The 22,291-nt window shown below is 40.1% G+C and carries 20 protein-coding genes and 1 pseudogene; 18 read left to right on the forward strand and 3 right to left on the reverse strand.

All coding sequences use genetic code 11. From position 1 onward, the window contains the following. The first annotated feature begins 56 nt into the window (after window positions 1-56). Together moaA and CWC17_RS10460 are read left to right on the forward strand one after the other, a co-directional pair. The gene (gene moaA, locus CWC17_RS10455; protein ID WP_138612806.1) at window positions 57-1,028 is read left to right on the forward strand and encodes a GTP 3',8-cyclase MoaA; all 972 of its coding nucleotides are present in this window, start codon (window positions 57-59) and stop codon (window positions 1,026-1,028) included. A 129-nt stretch (window positions 1,029-1,157) separates the two neighbouring features. Beyond that, window positions 1,158-2,195 (forward strand): GGDEF domain-containing protein, encoded by a 1,038-nt coding sequence (locus CWC17_RS10460; protein WP_171042081.1) that lies wholly within the window; start codon window positions 1,158-1,160, stop codon window positions 2,193-2,195. An 8-nt stretch (window positions 2,196-2,203) separates the two neighbouring features. Here CWC17_RS10460 and CWC17_RS10465 read toward each other — a convergent pair whose 3' ends face one another. Then, on the reverse strand, window positions 2,204-3,142 hold the full coding sequence (locus CWC17_RS10465) for a LysR family transcriptional regulator (protein ID WP_138612836.1): 939 nt from the start codon (window positions 3,140-3,142) through the stop codon (window positions 2,204-2,206). A 119-nt stretch (window positions 3,143-3,261) separates the two neighbouring features. Here CWC17_RS10465 and CWC17_RS10470 point away from each other — a divergent pair, with 119 nt between their 5' ends. The 5 genes from CWC17_RS10470 to CWC17_RS10490 all read left to right on the forward strand — a co-directional run bounded on the left by CWC17_RS10470 (window position 3,262) and on the right by CWC17_RS10490 (window position 12,551). After that, on the forward strand, window positions 3,262-4,428 hold the full coding sequence (locus CWC17_RS10470) for an efflux RND transporter periplasmic adaptor subunit (RefSeq protein ID WP_138612807.1): 1,167 nt from the start codon (window positions 3,262-3,264) through the stop codon (window positions 4,426-4,428). Between the two features lie 9 nt (window positions 4,429-4,437). Continuing rightward, window positions 4,438-7,590 (forward strand): efflux RND transporter permease subunit, encoded by a 3,153-nt coding sequence (locus CWC17_RS10475; protein WP_138612808.1) that lies wholly within the window; start codon window positions 4,438-4,440, stop codon window positions 7,588-7,590. After that, the gene (locus CWC17_RS10480; protein WP_138612809.1) at window positions 7,583-8,992 is read left to right on the forward strand and encodes a TolC family protein; all 1,410 of its coding nucleotides are present in this window, start codon (window positions 7,583-7,585) and stop codon (window positions 8,990-8,992) included. The genes CWC17_RS10475 and CWC17_RS10480 overlap by 8 nt, the downstream gene beginning before the upstream one ends. Window positions 8,993-9,006: 14 nt before the next feature. Continuing rightward, entirely contained in the window at window positions 9,007-10,035 is a 1,029-nt protein-coding gene (locus tag CWC17_RS10485; protein ID WP_138612810.1) for a zinc-binding dehydrogenase, read from the forward strand. Window positions 10,036-10,295: 260 nt separating this feature from the next. After that, window positions 10,296-12,551: an acyl-CoA dehydrogenase gene (locus CWC17_RS10490; protein WP_138540200.1), complete on the forward strand. Its 2,256-nt coding sequence runs from the start codon at window positions 10,296-10,298 to the stop codon at window positions 12,549-12,551. A gap of 179 nt (window positions 12,552-12,730) precedes the next feature. On the opposite strand, the pseudogene CWC17_RS10495 reads toward CWC17_RS10490, so the two are convergent. Further along, window positions 12,731-13,647: pseudogene (locus CWC17_RS10495) on the reverse strand (integron integrase). A gap of 241 nt (window positions 13,648-13,888) precedes the next feature. On the opposite strand from CWC17_RS10495, the gene CWC17_RS10500 reads away from it, so the two are divergent. The 5 genes from CWC17_RS10500 to CWC17_RS10520 all read left to right on the forward strand — a co-directional run bounded on the left by CWC17_RS10500 (window position 13,889) and on the right by CWC17_RS10520 (window position 16,508). Next, on the forward strand, window positions 13,889-14,173 hold the full coding sequence (locus CWC17_RS10500; protein WP_349654489.1) for a putative quinol monooxygenase: 285 nt from the start codon (window positions 13,889-13,891) through the stop codon (window positions 14,171-14,173). 107 nt (window positions 14,174-14,280) lie between these two features. Continuing rightward, entirely contained in the window at window positions 14,281-14,688 is a 408-nt protein-coding gene (locus CWC17_RS10505) for a hypothetical protein (protein WP_138612811.1), read from the forward strand. A gap of 355 nt (window positions 14,689-15,043) precedes the next feature. Further along, the gene (locus CWC17_RS19435) at window positions 15,044-15,223 is read left to right on the forward strand and encodes a hypothetical protein (protein WP_138612812.1); all 180 of its coding nucleotides are present in this window, start codon (window positions 15,044-15,046) and stop codon (window positions 15,221-15,223) included. Between the two features lie 103 nt (window positions 15,224-15,326). Further along, window positions 15,327-15,770, forward strand: coding sequence for a hypothetical protein (locus tag CWC17_RS10515; RefSeq protein ID WP_138612813.1), 444 nt, complete (start codon window positions 15,327-15,329; stop codon window positions 15,768-15,770). Window positions 15,771-15,977: 207 nt separating this feature from the next. After that, window positions 15,978-16,508, forward strand: coding sequence for a DUF4145 domain-containing protein (locus tag CWC17_RS10520; protein ID WP_138612814.1), 531 nt, complete (start codon window positions 15,978-15,980; stop codon window positions 16,506-16,508). A gap of 22 nt (window positions 16,509-16,530) precedes the next feature. Here CWC17_RS10520 and CWC17_RS10525 read toward each other — a convergent pair whose 3' ends face one another. Then, a complete protein-coding gene (locus CWC17_RS10525) occupies window positions 16,531-17,487 on the reverse strand; it encodes an IS110 family RNA-guided transposase (RefSeq protein WP_138612815.1) in 957 nt (318 codons plus the stop codon). Window positions 17,488-17,827: 340 nt separating this feature from the next. Between CWC17_RS10525 and CWC17_RS10530 the strand changes: the two genes are divergently transcribed. From CWC17_RS10530 to CWC17_RS10555, 6 genes are all read left to right on the forward strand, one after another. After that, window positions 17,828-18,310 carry a hypothetical protein gene (locus CWC17_RS10530; RefSeq protein ID WP_138612816.1) on the forward strand — a complete coding sequence of 161 codons (483 nt, stop codon included), beginning with the start codon at window positions 17,828-17,830 and terminating at the stop codon, window positions 18,308-18,310. Between the two features lie 27 nt (window positions 18,311-18,337). Then, window positions 18,338-18,613: a hypothetical protein gene (locus tag CWC17_RS10535; protein ID WP_138612817.1), complete on the forward strand. Its 276-nt coding sequence runs from the start codon at window positions 18,338-18,340 to the stop codon at window positions 18,611-18,613. A 123-nt stretch (window positions 18,614-18,736) separates the two neighbouring features. Continuing rightward, window positions 18,737-18,958 (forward strand): hypothetical protein, encoded by a 222-nt coding sequence (locus tag CWC17_RS10540; RefSeq protein ID WP_138612818.1) that lies wholly within the window; start codon window positions 18,737-18,739, stop codon window positions 18,956-18,958. Between the two features lie 288 nt (window positions 18,959-19,246). Beyond that, window positions 19,247-20,206: a phosphotransferase gene (locus CWC17_RS10545; protein WP_138612819.1), complete on the forward strand. Its 960-nt coding sequence runs from the start codon at window positions 19,247-19,249 to the stop codon at window positions 20,204-20,206. Between the two features lie 143 nt (window positions 20,207-20,349). Then, entirely contained in the window at window positions 20,350-20,979 is a 630-nt protein-coding gene (upp, locus tag CWC17_RS10550) for a uracil phosphoribosyltransferase (protein ID WP_055013761.1), read from the forward strand. 9 nt (window positions 20,980-20,988) lie between these two features. Continuing rightward, on the forward strand, window positions 20,989-22,227 hold the full coding sequence (locus CWC17_RS10555) for a uracil-xanthine permease family protein (RefSeq protein ID WP_138612820.1): 1,239 nt from the start codon (window positions 20,989-20,991) through the stop codon (window positions 22,225-22,227). The last annotated feature ends 64 nt before the right edge of the window (window positions 22,228-22,291 follow it).

A 22,291-nucleotide genomic window follows, 5' to 3' on the forward strand; every position in this document is an offset into this window, starting at 1 on the left:
AGGCTGTACACTCTTTGTATTTAGCGATGTATTTTAAAATTGTTAAAGGCTTATTTATGCTAGTCGACCCAGCAGGGCGAAAATTTAGTTATCTGCGTTTATCTATTACCGATGTATGTAATTTTAAGTGTGTGTATTGTTTACCTGATGGGTATCAATGCGATCACGACCGAGACTTCCTGTCACTAAACGAAATTAGTAATACTATAAACGCCTTTGCCCATCATGGCATATCAAAGTTACGCATTACTGGCGGCGAGCCCACCCTCAGAAAAGACTTTATAGATGTAATTCGTGCAGCAAAAGACACGCAAGGCATTACCAAAATAGCCGCTACTACTAATGGCTACTCTATGCATAAGCATATTAATAATTGGGTAGATGCGGGTTTAAACGCCATCAATGTCAGTATTGATACCCTTGACCCCCGTATGTTTAATACGATTACCGGTCACGATAAATTCTCGCGCGTAATGCAAGGTATAGAAAGCGCGCTTGAAAGCGGCATCGAATCGGTAAAAATAAACAGCGTACTTATGAAACAGTACAACGGCCGAGAGCTTGATAGCTTTTTAGATTATTTAAAGCACAGACCCGTGACAATGCGCTTTATTGAGCTAATGCAAACTAACGATAACAAATCGTTTTTTGATGCTAACCATATATCGGGGCAATCCATAAAAGAGCAGTTGCTTCGCGCTGGTTGGCAGCCCATTATACGCGATGTAACGGCAGGGCCTGCACAAGAGTTTTTCCACCCTGATTATATGGGTAAAATAGGGTTAATAATGCCCTACAGTAATGACTTTTGTAACACCTGTAATAGGTTAAGAATTTCGTCACTAGGGAAATTGCATTTATGTTTGTTCTCTGAGCAGGGTATATCACTTAGAGAATACATGAGTGATAACACCAATCAGGCATTAATTGATCAGTTAGCGCGTTATATAAAAACAAAAAAACCAACCCACTTATTGCATCAAGGTAACACGGGGGTCACAACAAACTTATCTATGTTAGGTGGTTAATCCTTATAGTAAGCTGTTTGGTTGGGTGCTCGTGCCTTTGTAGTGAGTAAAGTCAATGTTTTCTTATATCTACTTGTTATATTTAATTTTAGCGTTACACTAAATTTTTTATTATTTTAAGTTTTTTGAATGGATATAGCAGCGCTTAGTAGTACTAAATCATTAAGAAGGAACGTCCTGAAATGGATGTGCTTGTGCTTTGGTTTTGTCTCACTGTTTTTTGCTGCATTTAATATTATTATAAATAACTTTGCTTTATTAGGGTATTTAGAAATAGCACTCAGTGTATTTTGTGCTTACACCTACTACCGCTTAAACACGCATGCGCTAGAGGTATGGCAATCTGTAGTTATGTGCATATTTGTCACCTTTGTTATTGTATTAGGCAACTATTTAGCTAAACCAATAAATGGCGTGTATGTGTGGTCTTTTGCGTTACCTATATTGTATTACCTGTTGCTAGGTAAGCGTTATGGCATTGTATTATCGGCTTTGCTCTTTGTACTTCAAGGTGCCATATTAGTAACAAAATCATCGCAACTTCCTCTAACTACGCTTAATTTCAGTTTAAATCTTGCATTTGTTTATATCAGTATTTGGGCTATTTCTCATGTTTTTGAAGGTAGCCGTGCTTTATCATCTAAGCGGTTAAAAAATCTTGCTTTGTTAGACCCACTTACTGGGGCTGCAAACCGTTTATCAATGAACCATTACTTTGAAGTAGAGCTTAGAGATAAGTCGCAACTTTATTTATTTTTACTCGACCTAGACTATTTTAAACAGGTTAACGACACCTATGGCCACGCTGTAGGTGATAAAGTGCTAATTGAAGTAGCCACTTTATTACGAGTCCTATTAGCAAAAGGGTATGTATTTAGAGTAGGTGGGGAAGAATTTGCTTTACTGCACTCTTTTACTTCTCAAAATGACGCTCTAACCATGGCCGAAACAATTAGATCAAAACTTAACAATACGGCACTTGATATTGATGGGTTAAACATCAATGTGACCGCAAGCATTGGTGTTGTAAAATACCACGAAGGCGATACCCTTGAAAAACTTGTCATTAAAGCAGATAAACAACTTTACAAAGCAAAAGAATTTGGCCGCAATAAAGTGTATTTTCAATCAACTACTTTGCATCATGAAAAGCCTCAGATAGCCTAATCGTGAGGCTAATACATTTGTTCAAAGTTCGGGATGTTGTTTTCCCAAATTGGTTTGTCTTTACCGAGGTATTCTCTCACTGCATCAAAAAATAGCCGCGTTCTTACTGGCAGGTCCCTATGTGGGTAAACGGCATACATATGGCTAAACTCCTTTAGCTTTACATCCGTTAAAATGGGCACTAATTGGCCTTGCGTTATTTCCTTATCGATAATAAACGCCGGAGCCACGAAGTAGGTAGTCCCTGAAATAGCTTTCATTAGCAGTACCTCGGCATCGTTTGCTCGGTACACACTGTTAATTTTCTGCTCGCATGGCTCGCCCTGACTATTGTAGTAATCTATGGTTTCAACCCGCATTGAATTACTTGCATAACTTGCGGCAGGTAACTTCGCCAGTTCTTCTATGGTTTTTGGCATGCCATAGGTTTGTATAAATTCAGGGGCCGCTACAATAAGTAATCTATTGCGGGCAATTCTACGCGCAATTAACGAAGAGTCTTTAGGCTCACCAATTCTAAATGCTAAATCAAAGCCTTCAGATACTATATCAACAAGCCTGTCATCAAGGCGTAGCTCTACTTCTACTTGAGGAAAACGTTTTTGAAAGTCGTTAAGTACAGGTTGCAAATAACGCCTACCAATGAGCGTTGACGATGTGATTTTTAATACACCCTGTGGCTCAAGGTGATAGTTTTCTGCCATGCGTACGGTTTCACCAAGTAGCTCTCTTAGTTCACTTGCTTTTTTTATCATTTCGGCGCCGGCGGCCGTTAACGAAAACGAACGGGTGGTACGGTTTAATAGCCTAACGCCTAGTTCGTCCTCTAACCGACTAATTTGCTTTGATATAACAGAGCGGTCTATGTTTCTTATTTCTGCAGCTTTGGCAAAAGAGCCTTGCTCAACCACCTCTAGTAGCATTAAAAGTCGGCTTGTTGTATCCATCACGATGACTCATTAATTTTTATTGATGCCATTTTGGCATTAATGAATTTATAAATCTATGGTTTTTGTCCGCAGGTATAGTCCGTAATATGCACGCTAATCAATAAAGGAGCGTCTACATGAACAAACATTTAATTGCTGCTGCACTCGCTGCGGCATCATTATCACTTGCGGGCTGTACTGATGAGAGCGCGCCTCAAGCTCAGCAACAACAATTGCAGCCTATCGATGTTGCACCTGTACTGATAAAGCCGGTACAAAGCTGGCACACCTACACTACGCGCTTAGAGTCGCCAGAAGAGGTGGCGTTAATGCCACGTGTGTCAGGTATTATCGATAGCATTGAGTTTAAAGAAGGTGATGTGGTTAAGCAGGGCGATGTGCTTTTTCAGCTTGATAAACGTCCTTTTGCTGCTGTAGTAGCAAGTTTAGAAGCGCAAATTCACAGCGCTGAGGCAGCCCTTGAACAAGCTGTAAGTGAAGATAAACGTGCAATGCGATTATTAGAGCGTAAAGCTATTTCTACAGAGCAGGCGCAAGCACGTACTTCAACGCTTCGCCAGCGCGAAGCACAACTTGCAGCACTGCAAGCACAACTTACCTCTGCAAAGCTCGATTTAGAATTTACCTCGGTGGTATCGCCAATTGATGGCATTATTTCTCGTGCAAACATTACTAAAGGTAATAACGTTTTAGCAGGGCAAAGTGTATTAACATCTATTGTCTCTAACAAAGCAATGTATGCCTACTTTGATGTTGATGAGCGTACATGGAATAGCGCTTTTAATGATGTAACCGCCCAAAGCCGCCAAACCGTTGTTATGCAAAAAGTAGGGCAAAAAGAGTTTGCCTACCAAGGCCATATTAATTTTATTGATAACCAAATTAACTCAGCGACAGGTACTTTACGTGTTCGCGCGGTATTTGAACAAGACAATAATCAACTTCGCGCAGGTTCTTTTGCTCGCATTAAATTGGCAGCAAACGAGGTCAGTGAAAAAGTAATAATTCCTGAGCGTGCTATTGGCACAGATCTAAAAAACCGCTTTGTATTAACCGTGGGTGAAAACAACGTGCTTGAATACAAGTTAATAGAAGTAGGCGAGCGCTATGGTGCGCTACGTGCTGTTACATCAGGCCTAAATGAAGGTGATGTTATTGCGGTAAATGGCCCAGCACGTGTAGGCCCTGGTATGCCTATTTCGCCTAATACAGTCACAATTGATACCGATGGGGTTGCCTTTACACTGTCAAGCGACAACGCCCAGTTAATGGCTAAGCAATAAGGTTTATTGATGAAATTTTCACACTTTTTTATTCAGCGACCAATATTTGCAGCCATGCTGTCGTTGGTTATTTTAATTGCTGGTGGTATATCACTGTTTCAACTTCCTGTAAGTGAATACCCAGAAGTGGTACCACCAACGGTTGTAGTAACTGCAAATTACCCAGGCGCAAACCCTACCGTTATAGCGCAAACTGTAGCAACGCCGCTTGAGCAAGAAATCAATGGTACTGAAAACATGCTTTATATGTTTTCGCAAGGTACTAGCGATGGCCGCATGACATTAACGGTAACCTTTGCGTTAGGTACGGATTTAGACCGTGCACAAGTACAAGTACAAAACCGGGTAAACAGTGCATTGCCACGCTTACCCGAGGAAGTCCAGCGTTTAGGTGTTGTGGCCGAAAAATCATCACCCGATTTAACCATGGTAGTGCATTTATACTCGCCTGAAAAAACGCACGATACAGCGTACTTATCTAACTATGCCGACATTCATATTAAAGACGAGATTGCCCGTTTACCAGGTGTAGGTGATATTCGTTTATTCGGTGGTGGCAAATATTCAATGCGCGTGTGGCTAAACCCAGATGCATTGGCAGCGCGTGAGCTTACAGCAACCGATGTTGTGGCCGCTTTGCGCTCGCAAAATCAGCAAGTTGCAGCGGGTAGCTTAGGTGCACAGCCAATTTCTAACGACAGCCAATTTCAAATCTTATTAAACGTAAAAGGGCGTTTAAATAGTGTTGAAGAGTTTGAAAAGGTTATTATTAAAGTGGGCGAACAAGGGCAGTTAACGCGTTTGTCTGATGTAGCTCGGGTTGATTTAGGCCAAGATACCTATGCACTTCGTGCAGAGCTCGATAACCAGCCAGCACTTGCAATGCCAGTGTTTCAGCGCCCAGGTTCAAATGCAATTGAGCTCTCTGATCAAGTACGCGAAACAATGGCGCGGTTATCTCAAGATTTTCCTGCGGGTGTAGAGTACGACATTGTATATGACCCTACGGTATTTGTTCGTGGTTCAATTGATGCTGTTATAGCAACGCTACTTGAAGCCATTGTATTGGTTGTTATTGTTGTAATTGTATTTTTACAAACGTGGCGTGCATCTATTATTCCATTGATTGCGGTGCCAATTTCGTTAATAGGAACGTTTGCGGTTATGCAATGGCTCGGTGTGTCTATTAATACACTGTCGCTGTTTGGCTTGGTACTGGCAATTGGTATTGTAGTGGATGATGCCATCGTTGTGGTTGAAAACGTAGAGCGTAATATAGAACAAGGGCTTTCGCCTTTAGAGGCAACACGTGTTGCTATGAGCGAAGTAACTGGGCCGATTATTGCCATTGCGTTAGTGCTGTGTGCGGTATTTATTCCTACAGCATTTATTACCGGTTTGTCTGGTCAGTTTTATAAGCAATTTGCGCTTACAATCACAATTTCGACTATTATCTCTGCGTTTAACTCACTTACATTATCGCCAGCGCTTGCTGCATTGTTATTAAAATCGCACGATGCAAAACCAGATGCGTTTACTCGTTTACTTAATAAATTGTTTGGTCGTTGGTTGTTTGAACCATTTAACCGCGTATTTAATCGTGGTGCCAAAGGGTACGAAAAACTTGTACAAAAGCTTATTCGTATGAGTGTAATTGTTATGGTGGCCTATGTTGCGCTGGTGGGTGGTACAATTAAATTGTTTGATACCGTACCTGGTGGCTTTATTCCAAAACAAGATAAGCAATACTTAGTGGCCATTGCGCAACTACCCGATGCAGCAAGTTTAGACCGCACTGAAGATGTAATTTCGAAAATGCAAAAAATAGCGTTAGAAGTACCAGGTGTTGCACACACCGTTGCGTTTCCGGGCTTATCTGTAAATGGGTTTACTAACAGCCCGAACAGCGGCATTGTATTTACACCACTTGAAAGCTTTGATAAACGCACAGACCCTAGCCAATCGGCAATGGCCATCGCTGCGCAGCTAAACCAACGTTTTGCGGCCATTGATGAAGCATTTGTAGCTGTATTTCCGCCACCGCCAATTCAAGGCTTAGGTACAACCGGTGGCTTTAAATTGCAACTTGAAGACAGAGCAAATAAAGGCTTCGACGCGCTATTTAACAGCTTACAAACTATTATTGGTAAGGCTCAGCAAGACCCAGCGTTAATGGGTATGTATTCAAGTTTCCGTATTCAAGTACCGCAAATGGACATAGACATTGACCGTGAACAAGCACTTATTCAAGGTATTCCACTTGATGAAGTATTTGACGCACTGCAAGTTTACTTAGGCTCAGTGTATGTAAATGACTTTAATATGTTTGGTCGTACTTACCAAGTAAATGCGCAAGCTGATGCTGATTACCGCCTTGATCCTGAGCAAATTCTTAACCTAAAAGTACGTAATAGCGCAGGGAATATGGTCCCACTTGGTTCTGTACTAACGGTGACACCAACAATAGGGCCTGACCGTGTAATGCATTACAACGGTTACCCAAGTGCAGAACTAAACGGCAGCCCAGCACCAGGTTACAGCTCTGATCAAGCACAAACCGCAATCGAAACAATACTTGCAGATAATCTACCGACGGGTATTGAATACGAGTGGACAGAAGTAACCTACCAGCAAGTACTTGCCGGTAATACCATGGTTTATGTATTCCCGTTAGTTGTATTGCTTGTATTTATGGTACTTGCAGCGCAGTACGAAAGCTTACGTTTACCACTGGCAATAATATTAATTGTACCTATGACTATTTTCTCTGCGTTATTAGGTGTGTGGCTTGTCGGTTCAGACAACAACATATTCACGCAAATAGCGTTAATAGTACTGGTGGCCTTGGCTTCTAAAAACGCGATATTAATGGTTGAGTTTGCAAAGGACAGGCACGACTCAGGATTAATGCACCTAGAGGCAATACTTGAAGCATGTCGTATGCGTTTGCGCCCAATATTAATGACATCAATTGCCTTTACAGCAGGAGTTGTACCACTAGTACTTGCAACGGGGGCAGGTGCCGAAATGCGCCACGCTATGGGTAACGCCGTGTTTGCAGGCATGATAGGGGTAACCGTATTTGGTTTACTATTTACCCCCGTGTTTTACATGTTAGTTGTTAAAAAGCAGCAAAAAGAGCAGGAGTTATCGCATGACTAAGTTAATGACTAAACGTGTAAAAACGCGCTTAACGCTAAGTGCTGTGTTAGTAGCTGCTGCTTTATCTGGTTGCGCAAGCAAAATAGATACACGCAGTGAGCAAAATGCCATTAACGATTTTGTAGCACAGGCTAATATTGCAAGCAATGTGGCGACAGCTGATGAAACTAACTGGTGGCAAAAGCTAGAGTCAGAGCAGCTCAATGCCCTTGTTAATAGCGCGCTTGCTAATAACTACGACTTAAAAACGAGTCAATTAACGCTGAAAAGTGCACTTGCAAGATTAGGCGAGCAAAAAGCGCAATACTTACCACAAGGTGGTGTTGAAGTAGGCGCAGCTCGAAGCGATGCGCCCAGTGTGTATGAGCGCCAATCAAGTGCAAATGTCGCTCTTAACTGGCAACTTGATTTGTTTGGTCGAATTACAGCCTTGGTTGATGCCGCAAATGCATCAACCATGAGCCAAGCCGAGCAAGTGCGTTTATTGCAAATTGAAGTTGTATCGTCAGTGGTGAAAGGCTTTGTAAGCTACCAAGGCAATGTTCAAAAACAGCAGATCATTGCGATGCAAATTGAAGCACTTGAGCAAAGTATTGACGTATTGCAAGCACGTGTAGACGAAGGCGTTGCTAACGAGCTTGATTTAAACCGCACTATGGCACAGCTTAGGCAGCAAGAAGCCCTAATGCCTGCTATAGAGTATGCTAAAAACAGTGATTTATCGGCACTGGCCGTGCTGAGTGGTAAATTAACCAAAGATCTAGCTATAAACGATGAGCAAAACATACTTGAACACGACTTTAGCGTAGCGCTTAAAAATGCCAATGAAGCTATTGCACTGCGCCCTGATATAAGCCGCGCACTTTATGATTTTAGTCAAGCTAATAGCTTGAGCGTAGCTGCAAGCAAAGCGCTACTGCCAGACATTAGCTTATCGGCCTTTGCAGGCGTGGTGAGCATAGACAGCACAGGATTAAAAAATACTGACCATCAATGGCAAGTTGCGCCACAGTTACAGTGGTCAATATTAAGTTATCCAGCTCTACTTGCTCAGCGCGACGCACAGCAGTTTTTAAGTGAAGCTGCTTACAGCGACTATCAGCAAATAGTATTAAGTGGGGTGACTGAAAGTGAACTTTCACTGCAAATGTTGGTCAACCAACAGCAACAAAAAACGTTTGCAGATGAGCGTTTTGACTTTGCTAATAAAGCGTTTTTACAAGCACAAGCCATGTACGAAGAGGGACAAATACCGTACTTAGAGTTGTTAGATGCGCGTCAGGATGTTTTAATAGCCCAAGAAAATGCTGTTGATACAACTATTGCAGCTTTGCTTGCGAAAGTTAAAGCTTATCAAGCATTTAATGGCCAATGGAGCTATGCACTTAACAGCGCAAAATAAGTAGAGTTAATTGAATGAGCAATACTGAACTGTCAGATAGATACGATATTCCGCAAACAATGCGGGCAATTGTACTTCCTCAACCCGATGAGCAAATTTGCTTACACGATGTTGAAGTGGATGTACCTGATTGCGTCAACAACGAATTGTTGGTAAAGGTGGAATACGTGGGCCTTAACCCTGCGGATGCGCATTTTGCTAAAACAGGCTTTTGTAACTGGCAATACCCACACATACTAGGCCTTGATGCTGTAGGTGTGGTGGTTAAAGCTAACAAAGGCGTGTTCCCCAATGTGGGTGAGCGAGTAATGTGGCATGCCAATATTGGCGAGCAAGGGGTATTGAGTGAGTACACTAAAGTACCTAATTTTGCTGTATCGGTTGTGCCCAATGAGCTCAGTCCTGCGCAAGCGGCAACATTACCTTGCGCGGGTATGGCAGCACTTATCTGCTTAGATAAAATTGCAATTGCCGAAGGTGATACAGTTTTAATTGAAGGTGGCTCTGGCGCGGTAGGTCAGTTTGCCATTCAATATGCTAAGCAACGTGGCGCTGATGTATTTGCTACTGCATCAAAACGTAACCACAAATTGGTTAAGAAGCTAGGAGCCGATACTGTTTTTGACTACAACGATAAAAAGCTGTGCGACAAAATTCGCCGTGAGCTTGGTCCACAAGGTTTTGATGCTGTAATTGATACAATGGGCGGTGCATCAACGCTGCGAAATATAGAATTAATGCGCTTTTGCGGTCGTATTGCGTGTTTAAACCCATTGCCTCATTTTGATCAAAATTTAATGTACCGCCGAGCACCTAATATTAGCGTGGTTTCAATTGGTGGTGCGTGGCTTGCAAACAGTTTATGTGCGCAACAGCGTTTAAGTTTTATGGGCAATTTGTTACTTGAAGGCGCGCTTTCGGGCGATATTAAAACACCAGCAATAACTGCGGTTGATTTTACTGCAGAGTCTGTAAGTGCTGCTTTAAACAATCAAATAGCGGGTGGCTTTACAGGCAAACACATAGTGCAAATAAGCAGTTAACTCTCTCTAGTTTAATTTAAAAACGCAGCCCAAGTGGCTGCGTTTTTTTATGGCTAAATAAAATTTGATGTTTTTAGGCATAACTGCGGCTAAAAAATGCATTTCAGCGCACAAGTGTAAGCCTTTTAGTTTCAACAGTTTACGTCAACTTAAAGAAAATAAATTGAAAAAACTGTTAATTAATTGAATAGAGTAATTGATCTAAACCGATTTTTATGACGTAATGTAGGTATTATTTATCTGGTCGGATGAGTTCAATCATGAGTTTACGTACAAAATTAAAAAAAGTATTACCAAGTATTTCAATCACTGAACAAGAAGCGCTAGACGCGGGTGATGTGTGGTTAGAGGGCTCTATCTATCAAGGTAAGCCAGATTTTAGTGCACTACGCGACGTGCCGGCTGCTACCCTAACTGCAGACGAGCAAGCATTTTTAGATGGCCCAGTACAAGAGCTACTAGGCATGATTGATGATTCAGTTATTCAAAACGGTATTCACTTACCAGATGACATATTAGAATTTTTGAAAAAAGAGCGTTTTTTCTCGCTTATCATTCCTAAATCGTTTGGTGGTTTAGAGTTTAGCCCTTATGCAAACTCGACCATTGTGGCAACCATTGCAACAAAAAGCTCTGCAGTAGCAGTGACCGTTATGGTTCCTAACTCTTTAGGCCCGGGTGAATTATTACTGCACTTTGGTACGCAAGAGCAACAAGCGCATTACTTACCGCGCCTAGCGAACGGCAGAGACATTCCCTGTTTTGCGCTAACTAGCCCAGAGGCGGGCTCTGATGCAGGCGGTATTCCAGATATTGGTACTGTAACCAAAGGCATGTACAACGGCGAAGAAGTACTTGGCCTTGAAATTACATGGGACAAGCGTTACATCACACTGGCACCCATCGCAACGGTACTTGGTTTAGCGTTTAAAGTAGTGGACCCTGAGGGTTTACTAGGCGGCAAAGAAAATCTAGGTATTACCTGTGCGCTTATTCCTAAAGATCACCCAGGTGTAGAGCTTGGCAACCGCCACGATCCTATGGGTATTCGTTTTTATAATGGTACTACACGCGGCAACAAAGTATTTGTGCCAATGGACTTTATTATTGGCGGCCAGAAAAACATCGGTCGCGGTTGGCAAATGCTGGTTAGCTGTTTAGGCGCAGGGCGTGGTATTTCATTACCTGCACTCGGTGTAAGTACATCACAAGTGGCGTTTAAATCAGCATCTGAATACGCAGCAGTACGCGAGCAGTTTGGTTTAGCAATTGGCCAGTTTGAAGGCATTCAAGAAAAGCTAGCAGACATTGCAGGTAAAACATACCTTCAAGAAGCAATGCGTGTGCTTACAACTGAAGGCCTAGGCATGGGCTTAAAACCATCAGTTGTTACAGCAATAGCTAAATACCACATGACAGAGCTTGGTCGCGACGTGCTAGATTCTGCAATGGATATTCAAGCAGGTAAAGCAATCCAAAATGGCCCGCAAAATACCCTTGCAAGCGGTTATGTTGCACAGCCTATTGCAATTACAGTAGAAGGCGCGAACATTCTTACTCGTAACCTGATGATTTTTGGTCAAGGTGTTATGCGTTGTCACCCATATTTACAATCTATGGTTGAATCTATCCATAGTGAAGATAAAGGCGCTGATGCAGAATTTAACGGCATTTTACGTAAAACAATTGGTTACAGCACAGCAAATAGCTTACGTGCGTTCCGTTTAGGTGTTCTACCATTTACTGCAAGTGCAAACTCAGCATTACCAGAAGTACGTGAATACGAAAAAGCCGTACATAAACTATCTGCAAAATTAGCAGTGTATGCCGACTTCTCGTTATTAGTACTTGGCGGTAAGTTAAAGCAGGCTGAAATGCTATCAGCACGTTTAGGCGATGTAATGAGCTTTTTATACGCGGCAATGGCATCAATTAAGTATTACGAGCAAAAAGTAGCAAGCAGCGAGCGCGAGCAAGCAGCACCGTACTTCCATTACGCAACTCGTTTTGCACTGCAAAGCGCTGAAGAAGCACTGCATAAGTTTTTAGATAACTTCCCTGCAAGTGGCACTCGTAAGTTTATTCGTTTTGTAACAATGAACTACTCAACCAAAATGCCAAAAATTAGCGATGACTTAATTCGCGAATTAGCTAAACAAGCGCAGCTTGATACTGCATTTAAAGCGCAAATTACGCATTTAGTTAAACCAGTAGAAGGCGATGGTCATTACATTAATGAACAAGCTTACAAAGCTAAAATGGCATCACTTGGTGAGCTGGCTAAAGTTAAAAAAGCACTGCGCGCTAAAACAATTAAGCCAGGTACACGTTTTGCTATTACGCTTGATAATGCACTAGCGGCAAACGTAATTACCGCGGCTGAGCACGCGCAATTAGTTGATTACAACAAAAAGCGTGAAAAAGCGATTCGTGTAGATGAGTTCGACTTTGATATGAACTTACTAGATGACAACGCACAGCCAGTTAACCCACTTAAAAGTGTAGTTAATCAATAAAATTCAATGATGCTAAGCGCCCGCAGTATCGGCGCTTTTATTCATGGTTAAAAAATTAGTGTGGAGCCTCGTTTGTTTAAAACCAAGCGGGGCTTTTTTATGTGTTTTTTAAAGTAGAGATAGATAGCGGTATTGGCTTTAAAGCGAATATGTATGCGTAAATGATTAAAAAGAGATGCTTATAATCTTGAAAAAGGGCTAATAACTCCGTTAGCGCCTTGCTGCAATACATGAGTATATATTTGCGTAGTACGCACATCGCTGTGACCTAGTTGTGTTTGTACTGTGCGTATATCAGCCCCGCTTTGTAGCAAATGCGTAGCAAATGAGTGGCGCAAAGTATGTGGGGTAACGTGTTTATTAATATGTGCATCAAAAGCGGCTTTTTAACAGCGCGTTGTAATTGTTTTTCATCGATGTGATGACGCCTCAATTGCTTACTCTCAGGATAATGCTTAATTTATGTGATGAAAATAAATATTGCCAACCTAATTGTTTGTTATGGTTTGGATATTTTTTACGTAACAAATGCGGCATGTAAGCGCCGCTATATAAGGGGTTTTTCAGATCTAATTGCAGATAACTATCAACTAATTGTATTTGAGAACGTAATTGCGGTATGAGCTCTACTGCAAGCGTTACAACACGGTTTTTACCTCCTTTGCCATCCCAAATTCGAATGCAGTTATAGTCAAAGTCAATATCGTGTACTCGTAAACGCAGTACCTCCATTAATCGCATACCACACTTTAAAAAAATTATTTATTTCTTGCTGCGTTAAAACTACCGGTAGTTTAGTTGCTCGTTTGCTCTTAACAAAACTTAATGATAATGAAAGTGGCTTTTTAATCACTTCTTTAAATAAAAAGCTCAACGCATTTAAAGCTTGTGTTTGAGTGTTAGGAGCAACATTTTGTTGATTGACTAAGTGATTTAAAAAAAGTTCGACCTCATTATCTCCCATCGTTGTTGGGTGCCTCATTGAGTTAAATCGAATAAACGAAGCTACCCAGTATAAGTACGCTTTAATAGTACTTTTAGCATAACGTTTTAGATACATTTGTTCGGCTATCATAGTTAAAAAAGGTGATTTCATGATATGAATCTCTGGTAAAAGTTTACTGTATATATAGACAGTGTTTGTTGTTTTGTCCAATATTACTGATCTCCACCATTTCGGTGTATTTATGTATTGGATAATAATAATTTCCAGTTAACTAATTGTTTACAGGTGTTTATTTGATGGTTAAGATAAATGCACTGTAATATATGGACATTTGTCGGTTTATAAAGCGACAAATGTCGTAGACAAAATTGTTATACGTTTCAGGAGTTCAGTGTTGGCAAAGGTTATATTGCAAGGTTTTATAGTCGTACCCGATTCAGATCTTGAGGTAGTAAAACGAGAGTTGGTGACGCATAAAAGTCTCACATTAAAAGAGGCTGGTTGTTTAATTTTTACTGTCACACCTGATGAAAGCAATCACAATAAATTTATTGTTTACGAAGAGTTCATCAATCAAACAGCCTTTGATATCCATCAAGCTAGAGTTAAATCATCTAAATGGGGTGATGTAACTAAAAACGTAGAAAGACATTATCAAATAAGTAGTAGTGACTAAACGTATAACAAGGCATTCAAACGGAAAATTTACAGTTGGCTGTTTTTCGTTCCTCAAACATTTTAGCCAACTCTAATTTTCCGCTTAATGCGGCGTTAGGAGTACCAATGAGACCGTGTATATTTCTAGCTTTGTGCATTGCTTCGTTGAATGTATTCGCAATAGATAAGAGTCAATATACACCTGAACAATTGTTTGTGATTGGCACTGAATTATTTAAAGAAGAAAGAAAAGAATTTAACCCTAAATTGGGGCTAGAATTTATACTTGAATCGGCGAAATTCAAATATGAACATGCTCCTTTCGGGTTGTGTGTTTCCCTATCAACTACAAAAGAAATTTTGGATTTAAAAGAAGCTTATTCGTGGTGCTACGTCGCTGAAAAAATTGGCAACAAATATTCGAAAATGGCAGCGGAAAGAAGTAAGGAAATATTAGGTAAAATACTTTTTGATGATGGTGTTGAAGCGGTTACTGAAGCAAAAGAGTTAGGAAAATTAAAGTACAGTCAATAAGGTACACCTAACAAACGCATTAAAAAATGGACGTCTAACAGTTGGCTGGCGCTCATTCTTCGCTAAGTTTAGCCAACTGTTATCCGCCACTTATGCGGGCTGTTAGTTCTCAAGGATGAACATTTTGAAAATAATTGTAGTTTGCATATTAATCATATTGTTCGTGTTCTATTGGATTCGTCCACTGGCTAACCCTGACGTTACAAAATATTACCCCCCAATCATATATTCTGATGAGACCTATTTTTCAATTTCGATCCCAGTGGAAATCGATTTAAAGGATGGTAAACGATCATTCATAGAATTGTTTAAAGCTTATGGTTTCAGCGGCAATGGCCCATCTATAGAGCAAGTAGTGAGAGCAAATACAAATTTTGCATCTGTTCAATTTGATAGCGAAGGAGATGCATTTGTTATGTATACGTCAAATGAAGAGCAGTATTTGTCGGTTTTAAATGAACTAGGCTGTATGGAAGAAATTGCCTGTTTAAAAAAGTGGCTAAAAACCGCGCGATGGGTGTTGATTAAAGAATGAGAACTAACAAAAACATCAACTGGAAAACTACTCGCTGCAACTTCGTTGCAAAAGCGCTCGTATTTTCCAGTTATATTAAGCGTTAGAGTTTCAAGGAAGATTAATGAAAAAGTTCTGGTTATTTATTTTTCATTTAGCATTAGTTGCTTCTTTCGATGCAAATGTATCTGACAAGATAAATTGGAAAGGTTTAGCTGAGATTAATCACCATACACTCGCCATAAAATCTGGTGATTACATTAGGTCAACGTTCCCTGAACTTGAAAATGTTGAGATTAAACTAATTAAGGTTAATGCTAGTTATTCCTTCCAGCACCAACATTCCAACCTGAATGTTATGTTTATGCACTCTGATTCACTTGTAGATGGTTCAAGCCATAAACGTACCGTTTATGTTGATGATAAAGCTCAAGAAATTGAAATGAATATGATTCACTATATATTCTTAGATTTTAACGAGAATGGCGAGGCTATAAATCACCGTGTAGAGGAGGTTCCTTTTCACGGCTCACAAAAAGATTTCGAGAAAGAGTTTCAGAAACTCTAACAAGTTACTCAAAAGGACGCAAAACGCTTGGCTTGTGCTCCTTCGTCGCTAATTTTAGCCAAGCATTTATGCGCCCATTAGTAAGGCGTTATACATCAATGGAGTTGAATCAAATATGGGCATCATAAAACGAAATTGTCCTCATTGCGAAACTAAATCAATGGCTTTTAGCGCCATCTCTGCAATACAGAAACATGGTTCAGATGTGTGGTTAACCTCATTTCGATGCAATGGTTGCCATGGAGGATATTTTGCAGAAATTCAAAACGAATTAATGGATCTCCAAAAGAAATTGATGGGAATATAGAAAATAACCAATACTGTAGAACCATTAGAGAATACCCTCGAAAAATAGAAACTAGCATCCCAGAATTTTTACCCGATAATGTTCAGAATTTTTTCTCTCAAGCCATCTCAGCTTTACGATCTGAAAACTTTGACTCAGCATCCATGATGTCTAGAAAAGTACTAGAGGTGTCAGTTAAAAAAATTCACCCTGAAAGTCAGGGATCACTTTATAAAAGGATAGAATCCTTAGAAAGTGATGGGTTAATAACAGGAGACTTAAAAGATTGGGCACATATTATACGTGAGGACGGTAATGAATCTGCGCATGAGGAAGAGCCAGTAACAAGAGAGTTTGCTGAAGAAATAATATCTTTTACAGAGTTGTTTTTATTATACGTTTTTACTATGCCTGGTATGGTAAAAGCTAAAAAACCAGAAAATGATGTATAACAAGAGACTATGGCGTCAATAGTTAATTATTAACTTTTGGCGCTTCCCACATTACACCGTCTCTTAGCATCGAATTTAATATCACAATCATCTTTCTAATACAGGCGATGATGGCTACTTTTTTGGGTTTCCCTGCTGCCAATAAACGTTGATATGTTACTTTGAAAACTGGGTTTGATTGCATCGCTGACATCATCGCCATGTATAAAACCGTTCTCACTTGAGGTCGACCACCCTGAATTTTTCGATGGCCTTTATATCGACCACTTTCTCGGTTCATTGGGGCAACACCAATCAGGCTACTTGCTTGTTTGCTGTTGATGTAACCCAGTTCAGGTAGGTTACTGATGATTGATGCAGCAGTTATTTTTCCAATACCAGTCATACTCTGTAATATAATATTTTTAGCTTGGTATTCAGGGCAGCTTTCAATGAGTTTAACGATTTTTACTTCAATCTTTTTTATCTGATTATTAAATAAAGTTAGTACTGGTTTGATTGTCATCGCCAGTGCTTTGGGCATTATTTGTAAGCGATTTTTCTCCATTGTTTGCATCGTAAGCAACTGGTTACGTCGAGTCACTAAATCACTCATTGCCTGCATGGTATCTGGCTTAAGCTGTGATAATTTAGGTTTAATCGCTTCACTATAATGCGCAATTAATTGCGCATCAAGCTTATCGGTTTTGGCTCGTTGACCTATTGCTCCCGCAAACCGTTTAACATGAATAGGGTTAGCGATTGTGAAAGGTAAATTGGCATTAGCGCAAGCCAAAATAAAGGGCATTTCAAGCCTACCAGTGGCTTCAATTACGATGCGCTCAGGCTTGTATTTCTTAATCGTTTTGACGGCTTCTTTAATGCCTTTATCATCATTTGGAGCAGTGAAGTAAATGTCCAATGGACGGATATAAATATCGAGTTGGTACTTTCCGGTATCAACACCTACGTTTATGTTTTGCTTTGTTTTTGTATTCATAATAAGCTAACTCTTACTTGCATAATGCGGGTTCGAGACCCAGTAGACTATTCGAGTGTGGTGCTTGGAGTCCTTTGTCGCGTTCGTTCTTGTTATCGGTCTCTCAACAGAGGAGCCTTTGCTCAATCGAACTACGACAAGGGAAGCTTAAGTTGCTGCTTAAGCCTAGGTCTCACATTACCCGAAATGGGGTTTAAATAGTAATTAAGATGGGTGTATTATCCATACAAGCAGTTCAAGAGGGACTTTTTACAGTTTGCTCGGTTTCGCTTCGCTACACATTTTAGCAAACTAATAAAAAGCCCCTTAACGTGGGCGTTAGCCATACATAAGGAGCTGCATGAACGCTATAGAAAAGGTTAAAAAATTAGTATGGAATCTTGGCGCTATTCTATTTTTTATATGGTTTGGATTTAAGGCCATAGCTTATGGGATGGATATTCTAGGAGTTGAAGGCCCATCATTATGCTCATATACCTACGTAGCTGAATTTGCTTCCCCTAATGGTAAAAAAATTGCCAAGCTTGGCTATTCAGATTGCGGAGCTACAACTAACTGGCAAACTGGAGTAAACATTGTAGATGTGGAATCAGGCAAAGAATATAACGGATTTTTTGGGTTGGACGGCAAGCCTGAAAATTTAACAGTGGTCTGGACGTCAGATAAAGAATTAACTTTTAGTGACTTTTCATTAGATAAGTTACTTTGGTTCAATCAAGATTACATGTCGGGTGTAAAAGTAAAAGTAAAAGTCGAGGCTAGCATGGCTAGCATGGCTAACAAGCAAATTCATCCGACGCCAAAAAGCGCCACGGCTGATTAGGGCGTTATAATGAAAGGGAGATAGCGTATGAGTGATTTAATCGGATTTCTATTGGTGATACCTGTTTTGGTACTTATCGCAGTTGGGTTTCATTATTGGCTCAGAAACCGTATTTTGGCTATTGTTATTCCAACTTTAGTGGTGTCCTTATTACTACCCATTATTGATTACTTTGTGCTTGGTTATATTGACCCATTCACAATAATTGCAGTAATTATCGTAGCGATATTAATGCTTGTGATTTCCGTAATGGTATCAGTATTTTTTAAAAAACACAGGCAACTTAAAGAGCAAGGACTGTAGCATTTGCAATATAACAAACAAATGTTGCAGACCCAAACTCGCGACCATTGCTCTTGCTTCACAGAGTATAGGCTACAAGGTTGTGCAGCAAATTCGGAAGTTATGTTTTAAATAGGTGAATGAATGACTGAACGGGAAATTGCTCTAACCATATTTATCATCATTGGCATTTATTTGATGCTTACGGGTAAAATTAATGTCACTGTTTCTATTGGTCAGTCTGGAATTAATTCTCACGTAAGAGCCGGCTCCCCGGAAACACCTATTAAAACTCAAGGAATAGCGGTCAGGATTCTTGGGTTTGCTATTTCTGTAATCTCTTTTTGGTGCTATCTGTATTTATAACATTGTGGTGAAAGCGCTTTGTAGCTATAAAACATAACAATCACATTAAGTCGGTCGCAAGCTTTCTTGAACATTATTGCCCGTAGAAATAAAAAGACACCCATTTTAAATTTTGCATTTCCAATAAGAATTTAGTGCCCGCTTTGGGCAGGTAAATTAAGGTGAGTGTTTCCTTAAAAAGAAAGGTGCTTATTTACGTGCAACTAAGCGTGTCTCATAGATGCTATCGTTTTATTAAAAACGCCCACTAATGTTAAACTACAAAAAATTTAATTACTTAATATTACCATGGCATTTTATCTTCCTCTTTTACAGCCTCATTTTAAACACATTGAAATCGGCGATACGCTAACATCGCTTTGGAGCGGGTGTGGCAGTATTGTTGAGTGCACGCTTGATGCCGAGCCATGTGTTATCAAAGCGATTAAAATACCAAGCCACATAAACCATCCTAAAATTAAGCAAAGCGAATTTGCATTAAAAAGAAAGCAGCAATCTTATTGCGTTGAATACAACTTTTATAAGCGTTACAGCCCGTTTTTACCTAATAAAGCAAAAAGTATTGAATGTGTAAGTGCAATTAATAGCGGCGATGATTATGCGCTGGTATTTAAAAACTTTACCAAACATGGTTTTGCTCAAGCAAGCTCTCTTCACATAAAGGCAATACTCACTTGGTTAGCACACTTTCATGCGTTTAATTTAAATAAGCCTGCAACAGGTTTATGGCAACAAGGGAATTATTGGCATTTAAGCACACGCCCTGATGAGTATAAAAAGCTTGATGAAGCGTTAGATGAAAAGTCCGATATTAAAAATGCGGCACACAAATTAGATAAAACACTGCAAGCATCTCACTTTAAAACCCTTATACATGGCGATGCTAAACTTGCCAATTTTGCTGCAAGTGAGCAAAGCGAAATACTCGCTTATGACTTTCAATATGTAGGCGCAGGCGTAGGTGTTACAGATGTAATGTACTTTATGACGAGTTGCTTTAACGAAGAGCAGTTACATAAGTATGCTGATACGCATTTAGCTTATTATTTTTCGCAGTTTAAAAATGCACTTAAAGTTTATCAGCCAACCATAATAGCTGACGATGTAATAGCTCAATGGCAAGAGTTATGGTCAATAACATGGGCTGATTTCTATCGCTTTTTAGCAGGGTGGAGCCCAACGCATTTTAAAATAAATAGTTATATGATGGCGCAAGTAAACACAACGTTAGCAAATAACAATTTATAAACACGGTGGGTTGATGACTTGCATAAATATCAAGCAAATCAATACATTTTGGCACGATCTATGAAAACTTATTTAAAATTGCAGGTCAAATGACCTTTTTTAATATAAAATACCGCCAATTCTTGTATCAGTAGGTTTTTATCATGTCAATTCACGTAATTTCACACCCTCTAGTTCAACACAAATTAGGCTTAATGCGCGCTCACGGTATAAGTACTAAAAGCTTTCGTGAATTATGCTCTGAAGTGGGTACGTTATTAACTTACGAAGCAACGAAAAACCTACCGCTAGAAGATAACGAGATTACTGGCTGGGACGGCAATAAATTAAAAGTAGAGCACATTAAAGGTAAAAAAATTACGGTAGTGCCCATTTTACGCGCTGGTCTTGGCATGATGGATGGCGTTATGCAGTTATTACCAGCGGCTAAGGTAAGTGTTGTGGGCCTTGAGCGTAACGAAGAAACACTTGAGCCAGTACCTTACTTTGAAAAGTTAGTAGGCAATATTGATGAACGTTTAAGCTTAGTGATCGACCCTATGCTTGCCACTGGCGGCTCTATGATTGCAACAATTGATATGCTTAAAAAAGCAGGCTGTAAAGACATTAAAGTCATTGTACTTGTAGCTGCGCCAGAAGGCGTAGAAAAAACTTTAGAAGCTCATCCAGATATTGAAATATTTACCGCCTCAGTGGATAGCCACCTAAACGATAAAGGTTATATTATCCCAGGTCTTGGTGATGCAGGCGACAAAATATTTGGTACGGTTTAGGAGTATTCAGTGCAAAATAACGCCACTTTTTCTGTAAAAACCATTTTAACAGGCGCTCAAATGCTGTTTGTAGCATTTGGTGCGTTAGTGTTAGTACCTTTATTAACAGGGCTTGACCCCAGTGTCGCTTTGTTTACGGCGGGTGTAGGGACTTTACTATTTCAGGTAGTGACGAAAGGCAAAGTGCCTATATTTTTAGCATCATCGTTTGCGTTTATTGCGCCTATTATCGCCTCAGTACAAATGTGGGGCGTACCAGCCACCATGGGAGGCTTAATGGCTGCAGGTGGCGCTTATATGTTGTTGGCATTGTTGGTTAAATTTAAAGGGGTGGCAACACTTCATAAAATTTTGCCGCCAGTGGTTGTGGGCCCTGTTATTATGGTAATTGGTTTAGCCCTAGCGCCGGTTGCGGTAAATATGGCAATGGGTAAAAGTGGCGACGGCAGTATTGAACTCATCGCGTACGATAAAGCCATTATTATTTCGCTGTTTTCTCTTGTTGTAACACTTATTTTTGCGGTATGGGGGAAAGGTGTTTATAAGCTTATACCTATATTAGCAGGTGTTATATCGGGCTATGTTTTGTCGCTTGTAATGGGTGTGGTGGAATTTAGCAGCGTAAATCAAGCGAGCTGGTTGGCTGTACCAAACTTCACATGGCCAGAATTTAAATGGCAAGCCATATTATTTATGGTACCTGTAGCCATTGCCCCTGCTATTGAACATATTGGCGATATGATGGCTATTAGCCAAGTAACCAATAAAGATTTTTTAAAAAAACCAGGCTTACATCGCACTTTATTTGGTGATGGTTTAGCCACTGCAGCAGCGTCAATGTTTGGTGGGCCGCCTAATACAACCTACTCAGAAGTGACAGGCGCAGTTATGCTGACCAAAAACTTTAATCCTAAAGTGATGATGTGGACTGCCATTATTGCGATTGTGCTGGCATTTGTAGCTAAAATGGGCGCTGGTTTACAAACTATTCCTGTACCTGTAATGGGCGGCATTATGATTTTGTTGTTTGGCTCAATTGCGGTAGTGGGCTTAAATACATTGGTTAAATCGGGTGATGATTTAACTGCACCCCGTAATTTAAGTATTGTGGCACTTATATTAGTATGCGGGATTGGCGGGATGCACATTGGTGGTAGCCAATTTAGCTTAGAAGGGGTTAGCTTGTGCGCCATTTTAGGTATTGTACTTAATCTAGTATTGCCAAAAGCCGAGCCAGAAACTGATTAATCTTGCACTGTATGTAAAATTTACGCACCAAAATAGCGCATATTAATTGCGCTATTTTTGTAAG

Source organism: Pseudoalteromonas sp. S3785 (assembly GCF_005887365.1).
Classification (GTDB): Bacteria; Pseudomonadota; Gammaproteobacteria; order Enterobacterales; family Alteromonadaceae; genus Pseudoalteromonas.

Bases quoted from the DNA above. Each gene is read 5' to 3' on its own strand.
- moaA (WP_138612806.1), top strand. From the start codon at position 57: ATGCTAGTCGACCCAGCAGGGCGAAAATTTAGTTATCTGCGTTTATCT.
- CWC17_RS10460 (WP_171042081.1), top strand. From the start codon at position 1,158: ATGGATATAGCAGCGCTTAGTAGTACTAAATCATTAAGAAGGAACGTC.
- CWC17_RS10465 (WP_138612836.1), bottom strand. From the start codon at position 3,142: ATGGATACAACAAGCCGACTTTTAATGCTACTAGAGGTGGTTGAGCAA.
- CWC17_RS10470 (WP_138612807.1), top strand. From the start codon at position 3,262: ATGAACAAACATTTAATTGCTGCTGCACTCGCTGCGGCATCATTATCA.
- CWC17_RS10475 (WP_138612808.1), top strand. From the start codon at position 4,438: ATGAAATTTTCACACTTTTTTATTCAGCGACCAATATTTGCAGCCATG.
- CWC17_RS10480 (WP_138612809.1), top strand. From the start codon at position 7,583: ATGACTAAGTTAATGACTAAACGTGTAAAAACGCGCTTAACGCTAAGT.
- CWC17_RS10485 (WP_138612810.1), top strand. From the start codon at position 9,007: ATGAGCAATACTGAACTGTCAGATAGATACGATATTCCGCAAACAATG.
- CWC17_RS10490 (WP_138540200.1), top strand. From the start codon at position 10,296: ATGAGTTTACGTACAAAATTAAAAAAAGTATTACCAAGTATTTCAATC.
- CWC17_RS10505 (WP_138612811.1), top strand. From the start codon at position 14,281: ATGAGACCGTGTATATTTCTAGCTTTGTGCATTGCTTCGTTGAATGTA.
- CWC17_RS10515 (WP_138612813.1), top strand. From the start codon at position 15,327: ATGAAAAAGTTCTGGTTATTTATTTTTCATTTAGCATTAGTTGCTTCT.
- CWC17_RS10525 (WP_138612815.1), bottom strand. From the start codon at position 17,487: ATGAATACAAAAACAAAGCAAAACATAAACGTAGGTGTTGATACCGGA.
- CWC17_RS10530 (WP_138612816.1), top strand. From the start codon at position 17,828: ATGAACGCTATAGAAAAGGTTAAAAAATTAGTATGGAATCTTGGCGCT.
- CWC17_RS10535 (WP_138612817.1), top strand. From the start codon at position 18,338: ATGAGTGATTTAATCGGATTTCTATTGGTGATACCTGTTTTGGTACTT.
- CWC17_RS10540 (WP_138612818.1), top strand. From the start codon at position 18,737: ATGACTGAACGGGAAATTGCTCTAACCATATTTATCATCATTGGCATT.
- CWC17_RS10545 (WP_138612819.1), top strand. From the start codon at position 19,247: ATGGCATTTTATCTTCCTCTTTTACAGCCTCATTTTAAACACATTGAA.
- upp (WP_055013761.1), top strand. From the start codon at position 20,350: ATGTCAATTCACGTAATTTCACACCCTCTAGTTCAACACAAATTAGGC.